The following is a 21,375-nucleotide window of genomic DNA, read 5'->3' on the forward strand; positions in this document are numbered from 1 at the left end:
GGACGCCCGGCCTACGCGTCGGGCACGTCGATGCCCTGCTCGGCCGCCCACCGACGCAGTTCGGCCACGGCCTCGTCGTGGCCGAGCGGGCCGCGGTCCAGCCGGAGCTCCTTGAGGTGCCTCCATGCCTTGCCCACGAGCGGTCCCGGCTGCAGCCCCAGAATGCGCATGATCTCGTTGCCGTCGAGGTCGGGGCGTACCCGCGCGAGATCCTCCTCCTCGGCGATGCGCGCGATGCGAGCCTCCAGGTCGTCGTACGAACGCTGGAGCGCGGCGGCCTTGCGCCGGTTGCGAGTGGTGCAGTCGGCACGCACCAACTTGTGCAGCCTGGACAGCAAGGGGCCGGCGTCCGTGACGTACCGGCGCACGGCGGAGTCCGTCCACTCGCCCCGGCCGTAGCCGTGGAAGCGCAGGTGCAGGAACACGAGCTGGGAGACGTCACTGACGACGTCCTTCGGGTACCGCAAAGCCCGCAAACGCTTGCGCACCATCTTGGCACCCACCACCTCGTGATGGTGGAAGCTCACGCCGCCGCCCGGCTCGAAGCGCCGCGTGGCGGGCTTGCCGATGTCGTGCAGCAGCGCCGCGAGCCGCAGCACCAGGTCGGGTTCGAGCTTCGGCTCGTGGCTGGTCTCCAGGTCGATCGCCTGCTCCAGCACGGTCAGCGAGTGCTGGTAGACGTCCTTGTGCTGGTGATGCTCGTCGATGGCGAGCCGCATGCCGGGCACCTCGGGCAACACGTGATCGGCCAGACCCGTCTCCACCATGAGCTCGATGCCCTTGCGGGGGTGCTTGCCGAGGAGAAGCTTCGACAGCTCCGCCTGTACGCGCTCCGCGGTGATTCGACGGATCTCCCCCGACATGTCGGTCATCGCCTTCACGACCCTGGGCGCGGGTTCGAAGCCGAGCTGGGAGACGAACCGCGCGGCCCGCAGCATGCGCAACGGGTCGTCGGCGAAGGACTCCTCGGGCGTCGCCGGGGTGTCCAGGACCCGACGCGCGAGCGCGGCCAGCCCGTCGTGGGGGTCGACGAACGACTTCGTCGCCACCTCCACCGCCATGGCGTTGACCGTGAAGTCCCGGCGCACGAGGTCGCCCTCGATCGTGTCGCCGAACACGACCTCCGGGTTCCTGCTGACCCGGTCGTAGGTGTCGGCCCGGAACGTGGTGATCTCACACGTCGTGCCGTTCTTGGACGCTCCCACCGTGCCGAACTCGATCCCGGTGTCCCACACGGCGTCGGCCCATCCCGACACGATGCGCTGCACCTGCTCGGGCCGCGCGTCGGTGGTGAAGTCCAGGTCCGTGGAAAGGCGGCCGAGCAGCGCGTCCCGCACGCTTCCCCCGACGAGGTACAGGCGGTGGCCGGCAGCCGCGAAGCGGGTGGCGAGCTCATCGGCGATCGGGGAAACGCGCATCAGCTCGGCGACGGCGTTGCGCTTCGCCTCCGTCAGCCGCCGCGCCGCGGACGCCTTGCTGTTCCGCTCGTTCACCGTGGTCTGACTGCCCAAGGGTTCCCCTTACTACACGGCCGGATCGACATGGACACGCCAAGCCAGGGTAGGCGACGTGCTACTTGCTCTAGCATCGCAGCATGCCTGGATCGGCCGGTCGCTCCGGCGGCCCGAAACCGGGACGCCGGACCCGGCGCCGCCGTAGGACACGGCTGACCACGGTGAACGAGACGTCGGCGGGCGGCCTCGTCGTGGACCCCCAACGACGTCACGCGGTCCTGATCGGCCGGCTCGACAGGCACGGCAGACTGCTGTGGTCCCTGCCGAAGGGCCACATCGAGGACGGCGAGACCACGGAGCAGACCGCAGTGCGTGAGGTGAAGGAGGAAACCGGGATTTCCGCACACGTGCTGCGAGAGCTCGGCACGATCGACTACTGGTTCGTCGCCGAGCGACGCCGGGTCCACAAGACCGTCCACCACTTCCTACTCGAAGCCGACGGCGGAGAGCTCTCCGACGAGGACGTCGAGGTGACCGAGGTCGCGTGGGTCCCGCTCACCGAACTCGACTCGACGCTCGCCTACTCGGACGAGCGGAAGCTGGTACGCAGAGCGCGCGAGTTGTTCGAGAAGGACACGAGAACTGATGGGGACTGATGGGCTGCTGATGTACGACGGGAAGTACAAGCCGTGAAGAAGCTCGCCGCATTCGGTCTGGCACTGCTGTTCCTCGCCGGGCAGGCGTTATTCGCCGCGCCCTCGGCCCCGGCCCAACCCGTGGGGGAGGAACGGCTGTTGCGGGTGCGGGTCGACGAACTGACCCCGCGTTTGGTGGACACCACCCACACCGAGGTCCGAGTCGTCGCCACCGTGACCAACGTCGGCGACCGGCCCGTGTCGGACATCGTGGGCCGGATCCAGGTCGGGCAACGGCAGTCCACGGCGACACAGCTCGCGCAGACACTGGCCGAACCCCCGCCCGCGGAGTCGGGCTGGTCGCAGTGGGTGGGCGTGCCCGGTCGGTTGGCTCCGGGCGAGAATGCCCAGCTCCGCATCACGGCCCCGCTCGCCCAGCTCGGACTGACGCAGCCGGGGGTGTATCCGCTGCTGCTCAACGTCAACGGCACCCCCGCGTCCGGCAGTCCCGCCCGACTCGCCGCGGTGAACCTGTTGCTCCCGGTGTTGGGGGACGTCGGGGGGAGCACGCCCGCGTCCGTGTCGGTGCTGTGGCCGATTGTGGCCCGCGAGCCGAAGGTGGTCTCCGCGCCGCACGACGGCGAGGTCGTCCTCGCCGACGACGCCCTCGCGGACGAGCTCGCGCCGGGCGGCCGCCTGCACGCGATGGTGGCCGCCGCCGAGAGCAGGCGTGCCGACCCGTCCCTTTTCGGGGCGTTGTGTTTCGCCGTCGACCCCGACCTGCTGGAGACGGTCGACGCGATGGCGAACGGCTACCTGGTCCGCACCGCGTCGGGCACCGTCGAGGGCAAGGGCAGTGACAACGCCCGCCAGTGGCTCGACGACCTGCGTGCTCTGGTGGCCAACCACTGCGTCGTCGAGATCCCGTACGCCGACGCCGATCTCGGCACGCTCTCGCAGGTGAGAAGCGAGTTCGACCTGGTCGGGGAAGCGGTGGCCAACAGCGCGACGATCCTCGACCTGCTGCGGCTCGCCCCCACTCCCGGCGTGTTGTGGCCGCGCGGCGGATTGACCCCCGCCGCGGTGGACGCCGCGGCCGATGCGGGCGTCACGACGATGATCACCGGGCCGGGCGCCCCGGCGGCCGACCTCGGCGTCCGGACCGTCACGTACGACCCCCTCGTGGCGGCCGGGTTCCGCTACGCCTCCGCGCGCGGCTCCGGCACGGAGCCCGAACAGCCGAGGGTCGCCACCCAGAACGCCGTCGCCGCCATCGCGTTGCGGGGCGGCCTGTCGGACGAGGCGGGAGGCGGCACCGTCCTGGTCGCGCCCCCGCACGACTGGAACGTCGCCCGCGGCGACCTCGACGCGATGCTCGACTCCCTCACCCAGCTCCGCAGCAGGCAACTGGTGCAGTTGGTGCCCATGCCCGAGATCCTCGAGGCCGACCCGGCCGAGGGAGCACAGAGCGGGGCGGCCACTCCCCCCACCAACGGCGTCCGAGGTGAGGGCACGGACTCGGCCACGCTGCCGAAGGACGCGCTCGACACGCTGTCGACGGTCGAGGACACCGTCGCCGACCTCGGTAGCGCGATGTCTGTCGACCCCACCCGGCAGTACGACCCGATCAACCTGCTCAGGCCCCTGCACAACGCCGTGATCCGGGCGACGTCGACGTCGTGGCGCGACATCCGGAGCCGGCACGAGGCCACCCAGGCGGCGGCGAGCGAGGTGCGACGGCTCAGCGGCAGGATCACCGTCACCACCCCCTCACAGCCGGTGTCGTTGGCCTCGGGGTCGAGCCCGCTTCCGGTCACGCTGCGCAACGACCTGCCGGTCGCGGTGACGGTGCGCGTCAAGCTCACCAACAGTCCGGGACTGCGACCGTCTCGGATCGAGGACACTCCGCTGGCGGCCAACAGCAGTGTCAGCCGGTTCATCCCCGCGGAGACCCTGCGGTCGGGCCGCTTCATCGTGAACGTGTCGCTGACCACGCCCGGCGGCACCACACTGGGGCACACCGCTCGCATGGAGCTCATGTCCACCGAGTTCGGCGTGGTCACGGTCGTGTTGACCGCCACGGCCGGGGCTGCTCTGGTGTTCCTCTCCGGACGACAGATATACCGTCGGGTGAAGACCCGAGGGGAGGAACGCGGCTGAGTTCGGACCGCGATTCCGTCTACCCTGAATTGACGAAGCTGACCACCGACGGATAGGGCACGCGTTGGACGAACAGTCGGGCAACCCGCCCGAGCGTGGGGGCGGGCCCGCGCGTTCGGAGCGCGTGCCTCCTCGACGGCTCGGGCCCCAGCCACCGCACAACGGGCCGTTGCCCCGGCCTCAGCCATCGGACCGGCGCGACACGCCGCCGCCTCCGGGCAGGGCCCCGCAACCGACCCCGCCGCCCCCCACGCGGCATCTGCCGTCGCCCGCGCCGGGGCCGCAGGGTGCTCAGGGCCCGGCGGCTCAAGCTCCGCACCCGGTCGCGCCGTCCCCGCAGGGCGCCCCGGCGGGTCGGCCCCCGCAGGGTGGGCCGCCGCCCGCCCCGCGTCCCGCGCCTGCCGGCCCTCCCCCGAACGCGCCGGGACACGGCCCGCCGGGCGGACATCCTCCGAACCCACCCGGACCGCCACCCGCCGGCCCCCCGCACGGCCGGGGAGCGCCACCGGTGGCTCCTCGGCGTGGTCGTTCACCGCAACCGCGGCGTCAGCCGGTGAGGCCGTGGCGGCAGGAGGCACAGCGTCGGCGGCCCGTGCCGCCGACCGACACCGAACGCACGATCTTCATCCCGCGGGAACGCGGTATCCCGCCGGGAGTGCGTTGGCCCGCGGCCGACCCCGACGTGCTGCGGCCCTACGACGAGCTCGCGACCCGGATGATGCCGCGCATCGCGGCGGAGCCGATCGGGGAGCGGCTTCCCGAGGTCCAGCTCGACCGGCCGAAGGACGATCAGCAGAAGGCACCGTCGCTGGCGAAGGCCAGTGGCCGTATGGCCATCGCCACGCTCACCAGCCGTATCACCGGCTTCGCGTGGAAGGTGATGCTGGCCTGGGTCGCCACGCTCGGTGTGCTCTACGACTCCTTCACCGTCGCCAACACGCTTCCGCTCATCATCAACGAGCTCCTGCTCGGCGGTGTGCTCACCAGCGTGGTGGTGCCGTTGCTGGTGCGGTCGCAGGACGACGAGGACGGCGGCGAGGCGTACACCCAACGCCTGTTGACACTCGCCATCACCGTGCTCGGGATCGGCACCGTGGTCTCGACCGCCTGCGCACCGTGGTTGACGGGGCTGCTGATGGACGACAGCGGGGACGCCGACCCGCAACTGGCCACGTGGTTCGCGTATCTCCTGCTACCGGGCCTGTTGTTCTACGGGTTGTTCGCGGTGTTGTCGGCCATCCTCAACGCCAAACAGATCTTCGGTCCCGCGCAGTGGGCACCGGTGATCAACAACCTCGTCATCTTCGCCACCATCGCGGCGTTCGCGCTGGTGCCGGGCGACCCGACCATCGTGCCCACCCGCATGACCGACCCCCAGGTTCTCGTGCTGGGCCTCGGCGTGCTCACGGCGATGGTCTCGCAGGCCCTGTTCCTCGTGCCCGCGCTGCGCCGTTCGGGCTTCCGGTTCAAGTGGCGTTTCGGCATCGACGAACGGCTCAAGGAGTTCGGTGGCCTCGCCGCCTGGATCCTGGGCTACGTCGCGGTGAGCCAGGTCGGCATGGTGGTCAACACCCGTGTGCTCACGGGCGGAGCGGCCGGTGGTCCGTCGATCTACTCCAACGCGTGGCTGCTGTTCCAGTTGCCGTACGGCGTCATCGGGGTGTCGCTGCTGACCGCGCTCATGCCCAAGATGAGCCGGGCCGCGGCGGACGGCGACCACCGCAAACTCGTCGGAGACCTGTCGTACGGCTCCCGCATCACCACGATCATGCTGATGCCGGTCTCCGCCGTCATGGCGGTGGCGGGGCCGTCCATCGGTGTGGCTCTGTTCGCCCTCGGCAAGGGCTCGGTGGAGGACGCGGAGCGACTCGGTCAGGCGTTGGCGGTGTCGGCGTTCGGCCTAGTGCCGTACGCGCTCGTGATGCTCCAGATGCGGGTGTTCTACGCCATGAAGGACTCGCGCACCCCGACGCTCATCATGTGCGTGATGACGGCGGTGAAGATCCCGCTGCTGTACCTCGCCTCCACGATTCTCGACCCGGTCAACGTGGTGCTCGGCGTGATGATGGTGAACTCGCTGGTCTTCGTGGTGGGCGCCGTCATGGGGCAGGTGTGGCTGTGGGTCAAGCTCGGCAACCTGCGGAGCAGGCGCGTGCTCGGGGTCATCCTGTTCACCGTGGTGGCGAGCGGCCTCGGCGCGCTCGCGGCGGCTCTCGTGGGACGGATCGTGCCCGACCTGTTCGGCGAGATCGGGAAGGCGTGGGTGACCCTCGTCCTCCAGGGCGTCGTCGGCCTCGCGGTGTCGTTCGGGGTACTGATCGCACTGAAAGTGGACGAACTCGCGCCCGTCACGCGTCGAATATCCGCTTTGCTCCGTCGCGGTTAACCCGCTCGGCACGGACGCCCCACGCTCTCCCCCGTCGTTCACGTACCCTCGTTTCAGACACTGTGTGAGGCGAATCAGCAGGGGGAGGGCGACCGAGTGGGCATTCGAACACACGGTGGATCGCTGGCGCCCGGCGGGGTGGTCGGCGACGGTCGTTATCGCCTGCTCGCCCAGTTCGGCATCGACGAACGCTGTGGCGCCCACCTGTGGCGAGCCCGCGACGGCCAGCTCCGCCGGGACGTCGCTCTCACGATCCTCGTCGGCGACCCCGCCAACGTGGAGGCGGCCCGGCAGGGACGGAGAACGCTCGAACGCGCGGCCCACACCGCGAACTTCGCACACCCCAGCGTCGCGAAGGTGCTGGACGTCCTGACGCTCGGCAACGGCATCAGCTCCAGCGAAGGGCTGCTCGGCATCGTCGTGGCGGAGTGGACCAAAGGTACCGACCTCATCGACCTCGTCCGCGAGAAGCGCATCCCGCCCAGCACCGCCGCCAGAATGGTGCAGGCCCTTGCCGAACCCGTCGAGCGGGCTCACCAGTCGGGGCTCGTGCTCGGTATCGACCACCCGCAACGACTCCGGGTCACCCCGGACGGCAGGCTGCGGCTCGCCTTCCCGGCCCCGCCACCGCACACCACGCTGCGCGACGACGTGAAGGCCCTCGGGGCCGTGCTGTACCTGCTGCTCACCGGACGGTGGCCGCTTCCGGGAGGCCCGCCCGCGCTCCCTCCCGCACCCCGCGATCCGAACGGAGATCCCGTTCCGCCGCACACGCTCGACGCGCGCGTTCCACGGGAGATGTCGGCACTGGCGGTACGGACCGTCTCCGACGGCGGCCAGGGAGGCATCCGCACCAGCGCCGCCATCCTACGAGTGCTCGACAAAGTCGCCTCGGCGGAGGAGCGCACCCGTAAACAGCCGGAGAACGTCGACCCCGACGGCACGGTGTGGACCACCAAGAAGCCGGTCAAGGACGCCGCACGCCGTCGCAAGCTCGCGCTCGGGGTGACCGCACTCGTCATCGCGGCCGCCGCGGCGCTGGCCTGGGTGGGCATGATGGCCATCAGTTTCTTCCGCGACGACCCGCCGTCGGGCCCGCCCGTCAACCTCGCGGAACAGAGCACCACGCAGACACCGGACAGTCAGGACGACGGTGGCGGGCAGGGCGGCTCGCTGGGAGCACCGGTGACACCGACCGAGGTGAGCGTCTACAACCCCGAGGGGGAGGGCGACGGCGAGGCGGAGGCTCCCAACGCCGTCGACGGTGACGAGAACACCGCCTGGCAAACCGACGCGTACCGGCAGCAGTTCCCGACCTTCAAAACAGGCGTGGGCCTGCTCGCCAGCTTCGACCAACCGATCGAACTGGCGGGAGTGCGCGTGCTCTCCGACACCCCCGGAACGGAGATCGAGATCCGGGTCGCCGACTCCCCGGATCCCGCGCTGGAGGCGACGCGGACGGTGGCCTCGGGCCGCTTGCAGGGCGGCACCACCGAACTCAGTCTCGACGAGCCCGTCTCCAGCCAGTACGTCATCGTGTGGATCAAGACCCTCTCGGGGTCGGAGCCCGAGTTCCAGTCTCAGCTCGCGGAAGTGTCGTTTCTGCCAACGAAGTGATGGCGTGTCTTCGGGCGATGCGGGAGGTCCTCCCTGAACAGCGCGTCATCAACTTAGTACGCTCTGGCGAGTGACCGCTGCAGCGCCCACGGACGCCGATCTGATAGCCGCACATGCGGCTGGAGATCCTCATGCCTTCAACGAGCTCGTCCGGCGACATCGCGACCGGATGTGGGCTGTGGCCCTGCGCACAGTCCGCGATCCCGAGGAAGCCGCCGACGCGCTTCAGGACGCGTTCATCTCCGCGTTCCGCGCCGCCTCCAACTTCCGAGCCGAGTCCCAGGTGACCACGTGGCTTCACCGGATCGTGGTCAACGCGTGCCTCGATCGGGTACGGCGTAGGCAGGCCCGGCCCACGGTGCCCCTGCCCGACACACCGCACCACGAACCCGCCGTACCACGCGATTCGATGTCGGAACGCGAAACCCGGCTGGTCATCAAGGAAGCGCTCGACCAGTTGCCGGAAGAACAACGGGTCCCCATCGTGTTGGTTGACGTGGAGGGGTACTCCGTTGCCGAGACGGCGGAGATGTTGGGCATCGCGCAAGGGACCGTGAAGAGCCGCTGCGCCCGAGGCCGGGCAAAGCTCGCGAAACTTCTTGGTCATCTACGGAACCCGAGCAACGAGGGTGACGTCCCAACTCACGAAAGCAAACACGGGGAGGGACGATGACGGACGAAAGCAGGGGGCGTGGCGGGCTAGTCGGCCCCCCATGGTCTGTCGACGTGCTCGCCGACCTGCACGCGGGAGTGCTGGACGAGCAGGAAGCGGCCGAACTGTGGCCGCGAGTGAACGCTGACCCCGATGCCAGGGCCATCATCGAGGCGCTGGAGTCCACCAAGGCCGACCTCTCCGGATTCGCCGAGCTGGACGTCGAACCCATACCCGCTGACGTGGCCAGCCGTATCGACGCCGCGTTGGAACGGGAACGCCGGGCAGGGGCCACCCAGCCCCAAGTGACACAGGCGACACAGGCAAACCAGGCGGCCGAGGCACCGCAGCCCTCGCCACAACCTGCCGCGGGGAACGCCAACGTCGTGAGCCTCGACGCCGCACGTGCGAAGCGGAAGAAGCGCCTCGGCTGGGGCGCCGGCCTGCTGACCGCGGCAGCGGCCGTGGTCGCCGCCGCTTTCCTGGTGATTCCCGGAACGGGGGGCCAGGAGGAAGGCGTGGGAGGCACGCCTGCGCTGGCGGTCGACAGCGGAAACCTTTCGGCTGCTGTCGGTGAGATCACGAACGTCAGGGACTACGGTCCGCTGGGCGACGAGCAACGACTCGACGCCTGCCTGGGGGCCAACGGAATCGACCCCGAGGTGAAACCGGTCGGGTTCCGTCCGGTCACCATCGACGGGACCGAAGCCGTCATGGTGTTGCTCACCACCGGGGAGTTGGGGCAGTTCAGGCTGGTGGCTCTCGCTCCGGACTGCGGGCCCGACAACCCCGGCCTGCTGATGGACGAGACCGTCGGCGGACAGAACTGACGAAGTCGCTGTGCCCTCCGTCGCTCGATCCGCCGGGAACAGTCCCGCCTACGATGCTGTTGACCAGGGTGAGTAGGCAGTGATCTGGCGGCGTCGAAGCGGAGGGCGCAGGTGAGCGAAGACATTCGAAACCTCATCATCGTGGGGTCCGGCCCGGCGGGGTACACGGCCGCGATCTACGCAGCGCGTGCGCAACTCGAACCGTTGGTGTTCGAGGGGACGCAGTACGGGGGCGCGCTGATGACCACGACCGAGGTCGAGAACTACCCCGGATTCCGTTCCGGCATCCAGGGCCCCGATCTCATGGAGGAGATGAGGGAGCAGGCGAAGGTCTTCGGCGCCGACCTTCGGCAGGAGGACGTCGAGAAGCTCGAACTCACGGGGCCGATCAAGTACGTCACCGCCCACGGCAAGCGGTACGCGGCACGCGCCGTGATCCTGGCGATGGGGGCGGCTCCGCGGTACCTGTATGTTCCCGGTGAGCAGAGCCTGCTGGGCCACGGGGTCTCCTCGTGCGCGACCTGCGACGGATTCTTCTTCCGCGACCAGGACATCGCGGTGGTCGGCGGCGGCGACTCGGCGATGGAGGAAGCGACCTTCCTCACGAAGTTCGCCCGCAGCGTGACCGTCATTCACCGCCGCGAGGAGTTCCGCGCCTCCAAGATCATGCTGGAGCGGGCCCGTGCCAACGAGAAGATCAAGTGGCGGCTCAACTCGCAGGTCACCGAGGTGCTCGGTGACGGCAAGGTGAGCGGGCTCAAGCTCCGTGACACCGTGACCGGCGAGGAGTCCACCCTGGACGTCACGGGCTTCTTCCTCGCCATCGGCCACGACCCGCGCAGTGATCTCGTGCGGGGTCAAGTGGAGCTGGACAAGGACGGCTACGTGCTCACGAAGGGACGCAGCTCCTACACCAACCTCGACGGCGTGTTCGCCGCGGGTGACCTGGTGGACCGCACCTACCGGCAGGCCATCACGGCTGCCGGCTCCGGTTGCTCGGCGGCGATCGACGCGGAACGCTGGCTTGCCGAACACGCCGACGTCGCCGAGGCGAACGAGAGCACCGAACTCGTTGGTGGCGGGTACGCCGCCCGCGCCAACTGACCCGACCCACGACAGGAGAGATGATGACGAACACCGTTGAGGTGACCGACGCCACGTTCGCCGACGAGGTGCTGTCCCACGACAAGCCGGTCCTCGTGGACTTCTGGGCCACCTGGTGCGGACCCTGCAAGATGGTCGCGCCGGTGCTGGAGGAGATCGCGGCCGAGCACGGCGACAAGCTCCGCATCGCGAAGCTCGACACCGACGCCAACCCCAACACGGCCAGGGACTACCAGGTCATGTCCATCCCCACCATGATCCTCTTCCGGGACGGCAAGCCGGTGAAGCAGATCGTCGGCGCCAAGCCGAAGGCGGCTCTGCTGGCCGACCTGGCGGACGTGTTGCAGTAAGGCTCGGTCGTGCCCGACGACCTCGAAACCCAGGATGCGCCCATCCGGTGGCGCTCCTGGGTTTTCTTTCATTCGGCCATCCGTGTGGGTTATGAGACCGAGCAGCCCTTCGTTCTCACGCTCCGTTCTCACGGCACAATAGAGACAGCAAGGCCCCCCGCGGCCCACGAACATCTGCACGAACCACGATCGCACTAGGTGCCCAAGGAATAGCGAGGAGTGCATGCGGGTACTCCGCCGCGGCGACACCGGACCGGAAGTCGCCGAGATCAGGTCCATGCTGTCGGCGCTGGAACTCCTTCCGTCCAGCAACGAGACGAACGGAAACGGATCGCACTTCGACCTGCAGGTCGAGCACGCCGTTCGCGCTTTCCAACAGCAGCGCGGGCTCATCACGGACGGGGTGGTGGGCCCCGCCACCTACCGAGCGCTGCGCGGCTCGACCTATCACCTCGGTAGCAGGCCACTGGCCTACCTGGTCTCGTCTCCCGTGCACGGCGACGACGTGTTCGCTCTTCAGGAGCGGCTGACCGAACTCGGGTACGACGCGGGCCGGCCCGACGGCGGGTTCGGTCCCCAGACCGAACGGGCACTGAAGAACTTCCAGCGCGACTACGGATTGGTGGTCGACGGAATCTGCGGTCCGGCGACCGTGCGGGCGTTACGACAGCTTTCGCCACGCGCGCGTGGTGGCCGGCCCGTCTTTCTGCGCGAGCAGGAACATCTACGCAGGTCCGGGCCCCGGCTGCGGGGCAAGCGCATCGTCATCGACCCCGGCCACGGTGGTTCCGACCTGGGAGTGTCGGTCGCCGGGGTCCACGAGTCGGCCATCGTGTGGGACCTCGCGCGGCGTCTGGAGGGCCGCATGAAGGCCACGGGCATGGAGGCTCTGATCTCCCGTGGCCCCGACCACAGCCCGTCGGAGTTGCAGCGGGCGCAGTTCGCCAACGAGGCCGGTGCGGACCTGTTCCTGTCACTGCACTGCGACGGCAACCGCTCGCCCCGCGCCCAGGGTGTCGCGAGCTTCCACTTCGGCACGGGCAACGGCACGACGTCCACGGTCGGGGAACTGCTGGCCGGTTACATCCAGCGGGAACTCGCGGCGCGGACGGGCATGCTCGACTGCCGTACCCACCCGAAGACCTGGGACATCTTCACCCGCACCCGCTGCCCGGCGGTGCGCATGGAGATCGGTTACCTCACCAACGAGGAGGACCGGAAGCGGTTGTCGGACCCGGCGTTTCGTGACGTGGTGGCCGAAGGCATCCTCATCGCCGTGAAGCGGCTGTACCTGCTCGGGGAGAACGACCAGCCCACGGGCACGTTCACGTTCGCCGACGTCCTGGCTCACGAGCTACTCAAGGCCGAATAACCCCGGAGTTGTCCACCACAGCCGAGTGAAACTGTGGATGGACCCGCCCCTCCTGTGGACAACCCTGTGGATAACTCGACAAGTTATCCACAGGGTGTGGGTAATTTTGCTACGTTCGGGCGGCGCTGGGCGCGGCCGTGGTCACGCTGACCTGCCCGAGCAGCTTCTCCAGGGCGGCCTCGACATCGGCCTTCCACGCCATGCCCGCACGCAGCTCCATCCTCAACCGCGGCCACCGGGGGTGGGGCCGCACGGTCTTGAAGCCCACGCTCCGCAGGAACGCGGCGGGAACGACACAGACGTGCTCGTCGGCGTCCACCTCCTCGCGCTCGTCCCCGAACGCCTCGACGGCCCGGACGCCACGACGCGTCAGATCGGCGACGACGGCTTGGACCAACGCCCGTCCCAAGCCGCTGCCGCGGAACTCGGGCAGCACGTGGAACGCCGTCAGCAGCACGGCGTCCGCGCTCGGCGGCGAGGTGGGGAAGGCACCGGCTCTCGGCACGGCGTTCGGCGGCGCGTACAGCACGAACCCCACCGGCAGTTCACCGCTGTAGATGATCCGCCCACAGGAACCCCATTCGAGCAGCACCGACGACACCCAGGCTTCCTTCTCCACCTCGGTCTCGCCGAACTGCTCGGCCTGCTCCTTCAGATGAGGAGCGACCTCCCAGTACACGCAGCGCCTGCACTTGCGCGGGAGATGCTCCAGGTTGTCCAGCGTGACGCCGACGACGCGTCGCGGCACCGAACCCTCCCCACGAAGAGAAACATGGTCGAACGCGGCCCGCCTCGACCGCCGAAAGCCCCGCCCGAGCATATGGGTCTGTGAGAAGCCCCGCCAAGCCCGGAAACAGACCAGGGACTGAAGTTACACTCGACGCACGCCTTCAGCGGGGGCGTCCCCCAATGACATGCAACCTTCGCGAAGCGGAAGCGATGTGTCTATGACTTCCTCCCAGCCTCCCCAGCAGGCTCGGCCCAACTCCGAGCCCGGTCGGCAGAACCTCGATCCGCACATCGACCGCTACGCCGCGCGCACCGCCGGTATGACGGCTTCGGAGATTCGGGCACTCTTCGCGGTGGCCAGTCGTCCCGAGGTCGTGTCCCTGGCCGGAGGCATGCCCAACCTCGCGGCGCTTCCGCTGGAGTCGCTGTCGCACCAGATGGCGGAGATCGTGGCGCAGGACGGGCTCACGGCGCTGCAGTACGGCTCCGCCCAGGGCATCCCGACGCTGCGCGAGCAGATCTGCGAGGTGATGGCCATGGAGGGCATCACCGCTCACCCGGACGACGTCGTGGTCACCGTCGGTTCGCAGATGGGGCTGGACATGGTGACCCGGCTGTTCTGCGACCCCGGTGACGTGGTCATCGCCGAGGGCCCGTCGTACGTCGGCGCCCTCGGTTCCTTCGCCGCCTACCAGGCCCAGGTCGTGCACGTCGCCATGGACGACGACGGCCTGGTGCCCGACAACCTGCGCGAGGCGCTCTCGCGGGCCCGCGAGCAGGGCCGTCGGGTCAAGTGCCTGTACACCATCCCGAACTTCCACAACCCCGCCGGCGTGACCTTGTCCCCCGAACGACGCGCGGAGATCGTCGAGATCTGCGCCGAGCACGACGTCCTCATCATCGAGGACAACCCGTACGGGCTGCTCGGTTTCGACGGCCAGACCTACCCGTCGCTGCGCTCGATGGCACCCGAGAACGTGGTGTACCTCGGGTCGTTTTCCAAGACGTTCGCCTCCGGTCTGCGGGTCGGGTGGGTGCTCGCCCCGCACGCCGTGCGCGAGAAGCTGGTGCTGGCGGCCGAGTCGGCCACCCTGTGCCCGCCGACGCTCAACCAGCTCGTCGTGTCGAAGTACCTCGCCACCCACGACTGGAAGGGTCAGATCAAGACCTTCCGGGAGAACTACCGCGAGCGCCGCGACGCGATGCTCTCGGCCCTGGAGCAGCACATGCCCGCCGGGTGCACGTGGACCCGTCCCGAAGGCGGCTTCTACGTGTGGGTCACCGTTCCGGAAGGGGTCGACACCAAGGCCATGCTGCCCAGGGCGGTGACGGCCCGCGTCGCCTACGCGTCCGGCACCGGTTTCTACGCCGACGGCTTCGGCAGCAGGCAGATGCGACTGTCGTACTGTTACCCGACCCCCGAGCGCATTCGCGAGGGTGTCCGTAGGCTCGCCGGGGTGCTGGAGTCCGAAATGGAGCTCATGCGCACCTTCGGTAGCGTGACCACGCGCACCGTGTCGGGTCCACAGTTCCCGAGCCCCGACACGGCCTGACGTCGCGGGCGCGCCCGCACACCTTCCCCCTCACGTCCCCACACAACTCCGAGGAGTCCCGCGTTGGTCGAGGCCACTGTCGCCGTTCTCGCAGGCGGACTGTCGCACGAGCGAGACGTTTCGTTGCGATCGGGTCGAAGGCTGTCCGTCGCGTTGCGCGATCAAGGTCTCACGGTGCAGGAGTGGGACACCGACGCCGAATTGCTCGATCGCCTTCGCGACGACAAGCCGGACGCCGCGATCGTCGCCTTGCACGGCGGAGCCGGGGAGAACGGATCGGTCCAGACCATTCTGGAGATGGTGGGCGTGCCGTTCGTGGGAACCAGTTCCAACGGTTGCCGCAAGGCGTGGAACAAGCCGCTCGCCAAGGCACTGATTCGGAACGCCGGCTTCGCCACCCCGGAGTGGGTGTCGTTGCCCCACAGCACGTTCCGCGAGCTGGGCGCGCAGCCGGTACTCGACGCGATGGTGGAGAGCCTCGGCCTGCCACTCATCCTCAAGCCCGACCAGGGCGGCTCGGCACTCGGCGCGCAGGTGGTGCGGGACGCGGGTGATCTGCCCGCCGCGATGGTCGGTTGCCTCGCCTACGGCGACACGGTGCTCGCCGAGCGCTTCGTGGACGGTGTCGAGGTCGCGGTGGCCGTGGTCGACCGGGACGGGAAAGCGGAAGCCCTGCCGCCGGTGGAGATCGTTCCGGAGGGCGGGGTCTACGACTACACGGCGCGCTACACGGCGGGGCTCACCGACTTCTTCGCACCCGCTCGGTTGTCCGAGGAAACGACACAGGCGGTGCAGGAGCTCGCTGTACGCGCCCACTCGCTGCTGGGGCTGCGCGACATCTCCCGCACCGACGCCATCGTCGCGGAGGACGGCACCGTCTACTTCTTGGAGGTGAACTCCTCGCCCGGCCTCACCGAGACGTCCACGGTCCCGATGGCGTTCGAGGCCGCGGGTACCTCGCTCGGGGCCGTGTTCACCGATCTCGTGCAGAAGGCCGTTCAGCGGGGAGGTTGATCGGTCGCGGGACGACGTCCACGACCGATCCAGGAATCGTCACCGTGACGAAACGACCCGGTGTCATCGGTCATCGGTTTTGAGTGCCGGTTTTGTCTGATTTGCGGTCATCAGGGCCACGATTCGTTCGAGGTCTTCCACCGAGCCGAACTCGACCACGATGCGCCCCTTGCGACGACCGACGTCCACCTTCACCCGCGTGTCGAACGCATCGGACAGGCGCTCGGCAAGCGCATCCACACCGGGCATCTTGACCGGTTTGCGAGCCGCCTTCTTCGGCTTGGGCTTCGACTCGCTCTTGGCGAGCGTGACCGCCTCCTCGGTGGCGCGCACCGACAGCCCCTCCGCCACGATCCGCGCGGCGAGTTCCTCCTGCCGGTCGGCGTCGTCCAAGGAGAGCAGAGCCCGAGCGTGGCCCGCGGAGAGCACCCCGGCCGCCACCCTCCGTTGCACCGGCAGGGGAAGGCGCAGGAGCCGGATCGTGTTCGTGATGACGGGCCGACTCCGTCCGATGCGAGCGGCCAACTCCTCGTGCGTCACACCGAACTCGTCCAGGAGCTGTTGGTAGGCCGCCGCCTCCTCCAGCGGGTTCAACTGGACCCGATGGATGTTCTCCAACAACGCGTCGCGCAGCATCGCCTCGTCAGCGGTCTCGCGGACGATGGCCGGTATCACGTCCAGCCCGGCTTGCTGCGCGGCCCGCCACCGGCGTTCCCCCATGACGAGCTCGTACTCGTCACCGGGCAACTGCCGGACCACGATGGGCTGCATGAGCCCGAATTCGCGAATCGAGTGTTCGAGTTCCGCGAGGGCGTCCTGGTCGAAGACCTGCCGCGGTTGCTTGGGATTCGGCTTCACCGAGTCGACGGGCACCTCGCGGTAGACCGCGCCGGCCACCTCGCCGCCCTTGGGGGGCACCGATCCGTTGGCGGCGAACCACCCCGTGTCGGCCCGTTTCGCTTCGGTGCCGCTCCCACCCGAACCGGCGGGTCCGGTGGGGATCAACGCGGCCAGGCCACGCCCCAGTCCGCCTCTGCGTTCGCTCATCGTCGCTCCCTGTTCGATCCACGTTCGGCGATCTCCCGCGCCGCGTCCAGGTAACTCATCGCTCCGCGGGAACCGGGGTCGTAGGCCAGTACCGTCTGTCCGTAACCCGGCGCCTCGGAGACCTTCACGCTCCGCGGGATCACGGTGCGCAACACGACGTCACCGAAGTGCCTGCGGACCTCCTGGGTCACCTGGTCGGCCAACTTCGTGCGCCCGTCGTACATCGTCAGCAGGATGGTGGAGACGCTGAGGCCTTGGTTGAGGTGCCGCTGCACCAGATCGATGTTGTTCAGCAGCTGCCCCAGCCCCTCCAACGCGTAGTACTCGCACTGGATCGGGATGAGCACCTCGTGCGCGGCAACGAGAGCGTTGACAGTGAGCAGACCGAGCGATGGCGGACAGTCGATGAAGACGTAGTCGACCCCGAGCGTGTCGAGTGCTTCCTTGGTGAGCGCTTCCTTGAGTCGGGATTCGCGTTGCGACACAGAGACGAGCTCGATCTCGGCGCCGGCGAGGTCGATGGTCGCCGGAACGCAGAGCAGGTCCCGTGACTGGGTGCTCGTCTGAACGGCATCGACCAACGAGACCTCGCCGAGCAGGAGCTCGTAGACCGACGGAGTTCCGGAACGATGGTCCACGTCGAGCGCCGTGCTGGCATTGCCCTGGGGGTCGAGATCGACCACCAACGTCCGCACGCCGTGGAGGGCGAGCCCGGCGGCGAGATTCACCGTGCTCGTCGTCTTACCGACGCCGCCCTTCTGGTTCGCCACCGTGATGACACGTCGTCGAGCGGGACGTGGCATGGAGTTCGCGTCGGGGTGGAGGACACGTGCCGCGCGCATCGCCTCCTCGGCGATCGGGGTGCTGCCGAGTTCGGGGGAGGAGCTCACCGCGCACCACCTCGCACCGTCGTCGCGCCGTGTTGTTTCACGTGGAACATCCGCCGCTCCGTACTGCTCGTCATTCGCTGCGCCAATCCTCTCAGTGCTTCTTCCGTCCGCGTTTCCGCGCAACTCCGGATGGCCCCGACTCCACCCGTTCGATAGCAACCACGGTGGTCGGCGTTTCGAGAACTTCCGCGCCGCACCGCACGATCCTGGGTTCGCCACCACCGGCCTTGCGGACGGCGGACCGATCCCGCTCGATCTCCTCGGCCGCCGTCTGCCCCTTCAACGCGAGCAGCGAGCCCGAGGGACGAACGAGCGGCACGCACCACTCGGCCAACCGGGCCAACGGAGCGACCGCCCTGGCGGTCACGACATCGGCAACGTCGATCCGGCGTCGCACCACCTTCTCCTCCGCGCGGCCGCGCTCGATGGTCACCGACAGGGAAAGCGTCTCCGCCACCTCGGTGAGCCATTCGACCCGGCGAGCCATGGGTTCGAGGAGAACAATATCGAGATCGGGACGCGCGATGGCGAGAGGTATTCCGGGGAAGCCGGCCCCGGAGCCGACGTCGACGACCCGAGCCCCCCGTGGAACGAGCTCACCGAGTACGGCCGAGTTGAGCACGTGGCGTTCCCACAGTCGACCCACTTCTCGCGGGCCGATCAGGCCCCGCTCCACTCCGTGCGACGCGAGCAGCTCGACGAACTCGGCGGCGAGCTCCACGTGCTCACCGAACACGAGCCGCGCCTCCGACGGGATCGTGGATTCAACACGTTCGGACTCCAAATGACACTCCTCCCGGACGCCGTTTCACGTGAAACGAGCTGTTGTCGATTGTCCCCGTGGGGCACGACGCCGCGCCGACAGCCTGTGTTTCACGTGAAACGCGAAGCGGCCCGCCAGGTTCTCCCTGGCGGGCCGCTCTCTGCGAATGAACGCCGAAACGCGCTACACGGGCTTCACCACGACCCGGCGCTTCGGCTCCTCGCCCTCGCTCTCGCTCGTGACACCGTCCACGGTCGCCACCGCGTCGTGCACGATCTTGCGTTCGAACGGGCTCATCGGCTGAAGCCGAACCGGCTGGCCGGAGTCACGAACCGACTCCGCCGTGGAGCGACCGAGCTCCCGCAACTCCTCGCGGCGAGCCGCGCGCCAGCCCGCGATGTCGAGCATCAGCCTGCTCCGGGTGCCGGTCTCCTGCTGCACCGCCAACCGGGTCAGCTCCTGAAGCGCTTCGAGCACCGTGCCCCGAGGACCGACCAACTTGTCGAGGTCGTCCCCACCGTCGATGCTCACCACCGCGCGACCCGCCTCGACATCGAGGTCGATGTCGCCGTCGTAGTCGAGGATGTCGAGCAGGCGCTCCAGGTAGTCACCGGCGATGTCGCCCTCGCGGACCAACAGCTCCTCGTTGTCGTCCGCGGCGTTTCCCGCCACGGGCGCGGTGTCACCCTGTCCCGCGCCGACAACCTCGGCCGTATCGGACATGTCCTCTCTCCTTCCAGCCCCGCGTCAGCGCCGCTTGCGTCCCTGTGCCTTCTTGCCCTGGCCCGCGGGCTTCCGCTGATTCCCGCCGTTCTTCGCCCAGGCACCACCGCGCACGCTGCTGCCGCTGCTCTTCGGGGACTTACCGTTCTTGGTGTTGTCGCTGGAGTTCTGCTGCTTCGGCTGCGCGCCCGACTGCGAGGCCTGCTTCTGCGCGGGCTTCTGACCCGGCCGCGGCTTCTGGCCCACCTTGGGCTTCTGACCCGGCTTCGGCGCCAGGTTGTTCCGCTTCTCCTTGGCGGCCTGCTTCTTGGCTTCCTCTTCCTTGTCGATCCGCTTGTAGACGATGCGCTGCTGGCCGAGGGTCCACACGTTGTTGGAGAGCCAGTAGATCAACAGACCGATGGGGAAGAAGGCACCGAAGACGAGAACACCCGCGGGGAAGATGTACAGCGTCAGCTTGTTCATCACCGCGGTCTGCTGGGTCGCGGCGGCCGGGTTCTGCCGGGCGACCGAGTGACGTGCGGTGAAGTGCGTCGCGATGCTCGCGACGATCATCAGCGGCACGGCGACCGGAGCGACGTCCCAGTGCCAGCCGGATTCTCCACTGCCACCCGCCATTCCGAGGTGGTTGATGGCTTCCCCGAGGTTGACTCCGAAGATCTGCGCGTCGACGTAGGAGGCCACGTCCTCGGCGTTGAAGAAGTAGTTCGACTCCGCGCCGGGACGGAAGTTCCGCAGCACCCAGTTCAGACCGATGAAGACCGGGATCTGCAGGAGCATGGGCAGGCAGCTGCCGAGCGGGTTGACGCCGTGCTCCTTCTGGAGCCGTTGGAGCTCCATCGCCTGACGCTGGCGGTCGTTGGCGTACTTCTTCTGGATCTTCTTGACCTCGGGCGCGAAGTCCTGCATCTTCCGCATCGACCGCACCTGGTTCACGAACGGCTTGAACAGCAGTCCGCGAATCGTGAAGGTCAGGAAGACGATGCCCAGGATCCAGGCGATGGCGTTGTCTTCACCGAAGACGAAACCGAAGACCTTGTGCCACACCCAGAGGATGAACGACACAGGGTAGTAGATGAAGTCGAGCACTAGAGCTACTCCTCGGTAGACATACCAGGGCCTTGGTACCGGAAGCTGAACTTCTCGGGAACCGGGTCTCGCCCCGGTGGGGTCCACGGTCCGCAGCGCAGCAACCGGCGCACGGCGAGATAGGTGCCGCGGGCGGCCCCGAAGCGAGTGAGCGCTTCGGCCGCATAGGCGCTACAGCTCGGATAGAACCGGCACATCGGGGGAAGGTACGGGGAGATCGCCTTGCGGTAGAAGCGGATCGGCAGCAGGAGGACCCACGCCACCGGCGTCGGCCGGGTCGGCGCGGCGGTGTTGTGCTCTTCGGCCGGGTGAGCGCCGGCCGCACGATCTTTGTTCACGCCGTTGATCCAGTGTTGTCGCGGGGGGACGACAGCCCCAACCGCCTTAGTGCCGCGTCGAGGTCCGCGCCGAGTTCCGCGCTCGACGCCTGTGCGGCCGCAGGTAGTGCTCGAACGACCAACGCACTGCCTTCGGGTAAGGTTCCGAGCCTTTGCGCGACGAGATGCCGGAGTCGCCGGGTGACTCGGTGACGGACGACGGAGTTGCCGACGGCCTTACTCACGACGAAACCCGCCTTGCTCCTCTCGCCGTAGGAGACGAGCACGTGCAGCACCAAACGGCGGCGCCCCGCACGGACGCCGCCCCTCATCACGGCACGAAACTCGTCGCTACGCCGCAGACGAGCGTCGGCTGGTAGCACGCCGGCCCCGTCGTCGCAGGCTGTGACGTCGTCAGGCGGAGAGCCGGTTGCGGCCCTTACGACGGCGGGCCGCCAGGATCGCGCGGCCCGCGCGCGTCCGCATCCGCAGCCGGAACCCATGAGTCCGCGCGCGACGACGGTTGTTCGGCTGGAAGGTGCGCTTGCCCTTGCTCACGGCAGTCGTTCTCCTGGTCTTGCGGCGATCGGTCGTCGGTGCCACCGCGACGGGGCTGCCCGGCCCACACCCGGCACTGAAAGGTGGGCAGGCCGAAGGGCGCCGCTGTCGGCGGTAGACCTTACGAGGGTA

General features: G+C 68.6%; 21 protein-coding genes. 11 read left to right on the forward strand and 10 right to left on the reverse strand.

What is annotated here, in order from left to right:
- Positions 1–11 precede the first annotated feature (11 nt).
- Complete coding sequence (locus tag SACGLDRAFT_RS21190) at positions 12–1,511, reverse strand: CCA tRNA nucleotidyltransferase (RefSeq protein WP_005467099.1); 1,500 nt, start codon at positions 1,509–1,511, stop codon at positions 12–14.
- A gap of 83 nt (positions 1,512–1,594) precedes the next feature.
- Between SACGLDRAFT_RS21190 and SACGLDRAFT_RS21195 the strand changes: the two genes are divergently transcribed.
- The 9 genes from SACGLDRAFT_RS21195 (at position 1,595) to SACGLDRAFT_RS21235 (ending at position 12,560) form a co-directional block, all read left to right on the forward strand.
- Entirely contained in the window at positions 1,595–2,110 is a 516-nt protein-coding gene (locus tag SACGLDRAFT_RS21195; RefSeq protein ID WP_005467100.1) for an NUDIX hydrolase, read from the forward strand.
- A gap of 33 nt (positions 2,111–2,143) precedes the next feature.
- Complete coding sequence (locus SACGLDRAFT_RS21200) at positions 2,144–4,249, forward strand: DUF6049 family protein (protein ID WP_005467102.1); 2,106 nt, start codon at positions 2,144–2,146, stop codon at positions 4,247–4,249.
- 553 nt (positions 4,250–4,802) lie between these two features.
- A complete protein-coding gene (gene murJ / locus SACGLDRAFT_RS21205; RefSeq protein WP_005467103.1) occupies positions 4,803–6,635 on the forward strand; it encodes a murein biosynthesis integral membrane protein MurJ in 1,833 nt (610 codons plus the stop codon).
- A gap of 96 nt (positions 6,636–6,731) precedes the next feature.
- The gene (locus SACGLDRAFT_RS21210) at positions 6,732–8,252 is read left to right on the forward strand and encodes a protein kinase family protein (protein WP_005467104.1); all 1,521 of its coding nucleotides are present in this window, start codon (positions 6,732–6,734) and stop codon (positions 8,250–8,252) included.
- A 70-nt stretch (positions 8,253–8,322) separates the two neighbouring features.
- The gene (gene sigM, locus SACGLDRAFT_RS21215; RefSeq protein ID WP_005467105.1) at positions 8,323–8,925 is read left to right on the forward strand and encodes an RNA polymerase sigma factor SigM; all 603 of its coding nucleotides are present in this window, start codon (positions 8,323–8,325) and stop codon (positions 8,923–8,925) included.
- The gene (locus SACGLDRAFT_RS21220) at positions 8,922–9,734 is read left to right on the forward strand and encodes a hypothetical protein (RefSeq protein ID WP_005467106.1); all 813 of its coding nucleotides are present in this window, start codon (positions 8,922–8,924) and stop codon (positions 9,732–9,734) included. The genes sigM and SACGLDRAFT_RS21220 overlap by 4 nt, the downstream gene beginning before the upstream one ends.
- 111 nt (positions 9,735–9,845) lie before the next feature.
- Positions 9,846–10,838: a thioredoxin-disulfide reductase gene (gene trxB, locus SACGLDRAFT_RS21225; RefSeq protein ID WP_005467107.1), complete on the forward strand. Its 993-nt coding sequence runs from the start codon at positions 9,846–9,848 to the stop codon at positions 10,836–10,838.
- A gap of 23 nt (positions 10,839–10,861) precedes the next feature.
- Positions 10,862–11,188: a thioredoxin gene (gene trxA, locus SACGLDRAFT_RS21230; protein WP_005467108.1), complete on the forward strand. Its 327-nt coding sequence runs from the start codon at positions 10,862–10,864 to the stop codon at positions 11,186–11,188.
- A 223-nt stretch (positions 11,189–11,411) separates the two neighbouring features.
- On the forward strand, positions 11,412–12,560 hold the full coding sequence (locus SACGLDRAFT_RS21235; protein ID WP_005467109.1) for an N-acetylmuramoyl-L-alanine amidase: 1,149 nt from the start codon (positions 11,412–11,414) through the stop codon (positions 12,558–12,560).
- Positions 12,561–12,669: 109 nt separating this feature from the next.
- Here SACGLDRAFT_RS21235 and SACGLDRAFT_RS21240 read toward each other — a convergent pair whose 3' ends face one another.
- Complete coding sequence (locus SACGLDRAFT_RS21240; protein WP_005467112.1) at positions 12,670–13,308, reverse strand: GNAT family N-acetyltransferase; 639 nt, start codon at positions 13,306–13,308, stop codon at positions 12,670–12,672.
- Positions 13,309–13,507: 199 nt separating this feature from the next.
- Between SACGLDRAFT_RS21240 and SACGLDRAFT_RS21245 the strand changes: the two genes are divergently transcribed.
- The gene (locus SACGLDRAFT_RS21245) at positions 13,508–14,842 is read left to right on the forward strand and encodes an aminotransferase-like domain-containing protein (RefSeq protein WP_005467113.1); all 1,335 of its coding nucleotides are present in this window, start codon (positions 13,508–13,510) and stop codon (positions 14,840–14,842) included.
- Between the two features lie 63 nt (positions 14,843–14,905).
- The gene (locus tag SACGLDRAFT_RS21250) at positions 14,906–15,856 is read left to right on the forward strand and encodes a D-alanine--D-alanine ligase family protein (protein ID WP_005467114.1); all 951 of its coding nucleotides are present in this window, start codon (positions 14,906–14,908) and stop codon (positions 15,854–15,856) included.
- A gap of 63 nt (positions 15,857–15,919) precedes the next feature.
- Here the strand turns inward: SACGLDRAFT_RS21250 and SACGLDRAFT_RS21255 are convergent, their stop codons facing one another.
- From SACGLDRAFT_RS21255 to rpmH, 8 genes are all read right to left on the reverse strand, one after another.
- Positions 15,920–16,903 carry a ParB/RepB/Spo0J family partition protein gene (locus tag SACGLDRAFT_RS21255; RefSeq protein WP_005467115.1) on the reverse strand — a complete coding sequence of 328 codons (984 nt, stop codon included), beginning with the start codon at positions 16,901–16,903 and terminating at the stop codon, positions 15,920–15,922.
- Positions 16,900–17,745, reverse strand: coding sequence for a ParA family protein (locus SACGLDRAFT_RS21260; RefSeq protein ID WP_198283591.1), 846 nt, complete (start codon positions 17,743–17,745; stop codon positions 16,900–16,902). The genes SACGLDRAFT_RS21255 and SACGLDRAFT_RS21260 overlap by 4 nt, the downstream gene beginning before the upstream one ends.
- A 139-nt stretch (positions 17,746–17,884) precedes the next feature.
- Complete coding sequence (gene rsmG, locus SACGLDRAFT_RS21265; RefSeq protein WP_005467117.1) at positions 17,885–18,577, reverse strand: 16S rRNA (guanine(527)-N(7))-methyltransferase RsmG; 693 nt, start codon at positions 18,575–18,577, stop codon at positions 17,885–17,887.
- Positions 18,578–18,739: 162 nt separating this feature from the next.
- The gene (locus tag SACGLDRAFT_RS21270; RefSeq protein WP_005467119.1) at positions 18,740–19,279 is read right to left on the reverse strand and encodes a Jag family protein; all 540 of its coding nucleotides are present in this window, start codon (positions 19,277–19,279) and stop codon (positions 18,740–18,742) included.
- Positions 19,280–19,303: 24 nt separating this feature from the next.
- A complete protein-coding gene (yidC, locus tag SACGLDRAFT_RS21275; RefSeq protein ID WP_005467120.1) occupies positions 19,304–20,368 on the reverse strand; it encodes a membrane protein insertase YidC in 1,065 nt (354 codons plus the stop codon).
- A 5-nt stretch (positions 20,369–20,373) separates the two neighbouring features.
- Positions 20,374–20,706: a membrane protein insertion efficiency factor YidD gene (gene yidD / locus SACGLDRAFT_RS21280; protein ID WP_005467121.1), complete on the reverse strand. Its 333-nt coding sequence runs from the start codon at positions 20,704–20,706 to the stop codon at positions 20,374–20,376.
- Entirely contained in the window at positions 20,703–21,068 is a 366-nt protein-coding gene (gene rnpA / locus SACGLDRAFT_RS22145) for a ribonuclease P protein component (RefSeq protein WP_083852974.1), read from the reverse strand. Before rnpA ends, yidD begins: the two co-directional genes overlap by 4 nt.
- Before the next feature lie 31 nt (positions 21,069–21,099).
- Complete coding sequence (rpmH, locus tag SACGLDRAFT_RS22150) at positions 21,100–21,243, reverse strand: 50S ribosomal protein L34 (protein WP_005467123.1); 144 nt, start codon at positions 21,241–21,243, stop codon at positions 21,100–21,102.
- Positions 21,244–21,375 lie beyond the last annotated feature (132 nt).

The organism is Saccharomonospora glauca K62 (assembly GCF_000243395.2).
GTDB classification, from domain to species: domain Bacteria; phylum Actinomycetota; class Actinomycetes; order Mycobacteriales; family Pseudonocardiaceae; genus Saccharomonospora; species Saccharomonospora glauca.

Excerpts from the sequence above, each read along its gene's own strand:
- SACGLDRAFT_RS21220 (WP_005467106.1), top strand. The coding sequence starts at position 8,922 with ATGACGGACGAAAGCAGGGGGCGTGGCGGGCTAGTCGGCCCCCCATGG.
- SACGLDRAFT_RS21260 (WP_198283591.1), bottom strand. The coding sequence starts at position 17,745 with ATGCGCGCGGCACGTGTCCTCCACCCCGACGCGAACTCCATGCCACGT.
- SACGLDRAFT_RS21235 (WP_005467109.1), top strand. The coding sequence starts at position 11,412 with ATGCGGGTACTCCGCCGCGGCGACACCGGACCGGAAGTCGCCGAGATC.
- SACGLDRAFT_RS21270 (WP_005467119.1), bottom strand. The coding sequence starts at position 19,279 with ATGTCCGATACGGCCGAGGTTGTCGGCGCGGGACAGGGTGACACCGCG.
- SACGLDRAFT_RS21255 (WP_005467115.1), bottom strand. The coding sequence starts at position 16,903 with ATGAGCGAACGCAGAGGCGGACTGGGGCGTGGCCTGGCCGCGTTGATC.
- SACGLDRAFT_RS21195 (WP_005467100.1), top strand. The coding sequence starts at position 1,595 with ATGCCTGGATCGGCCGGTCGCTCCGGCGGCCCGAAACCGGGACGCCGG.
- SACGLDRAFT_RS21245 (WP_005467113.1), top strand. The coding sequence starts at position 13,508 with ATGACTTCCTCCCAGCCTCCCCAGCAGGCTCGGCCCAACTCCGAGCCC.
- trxA (WP_005467108.1), top strand. The coding sequence starts at position 10,862 with ATGACGAACACCGTTGAGGTGACCGACGCCACGTTCGCCGACGAGGTG.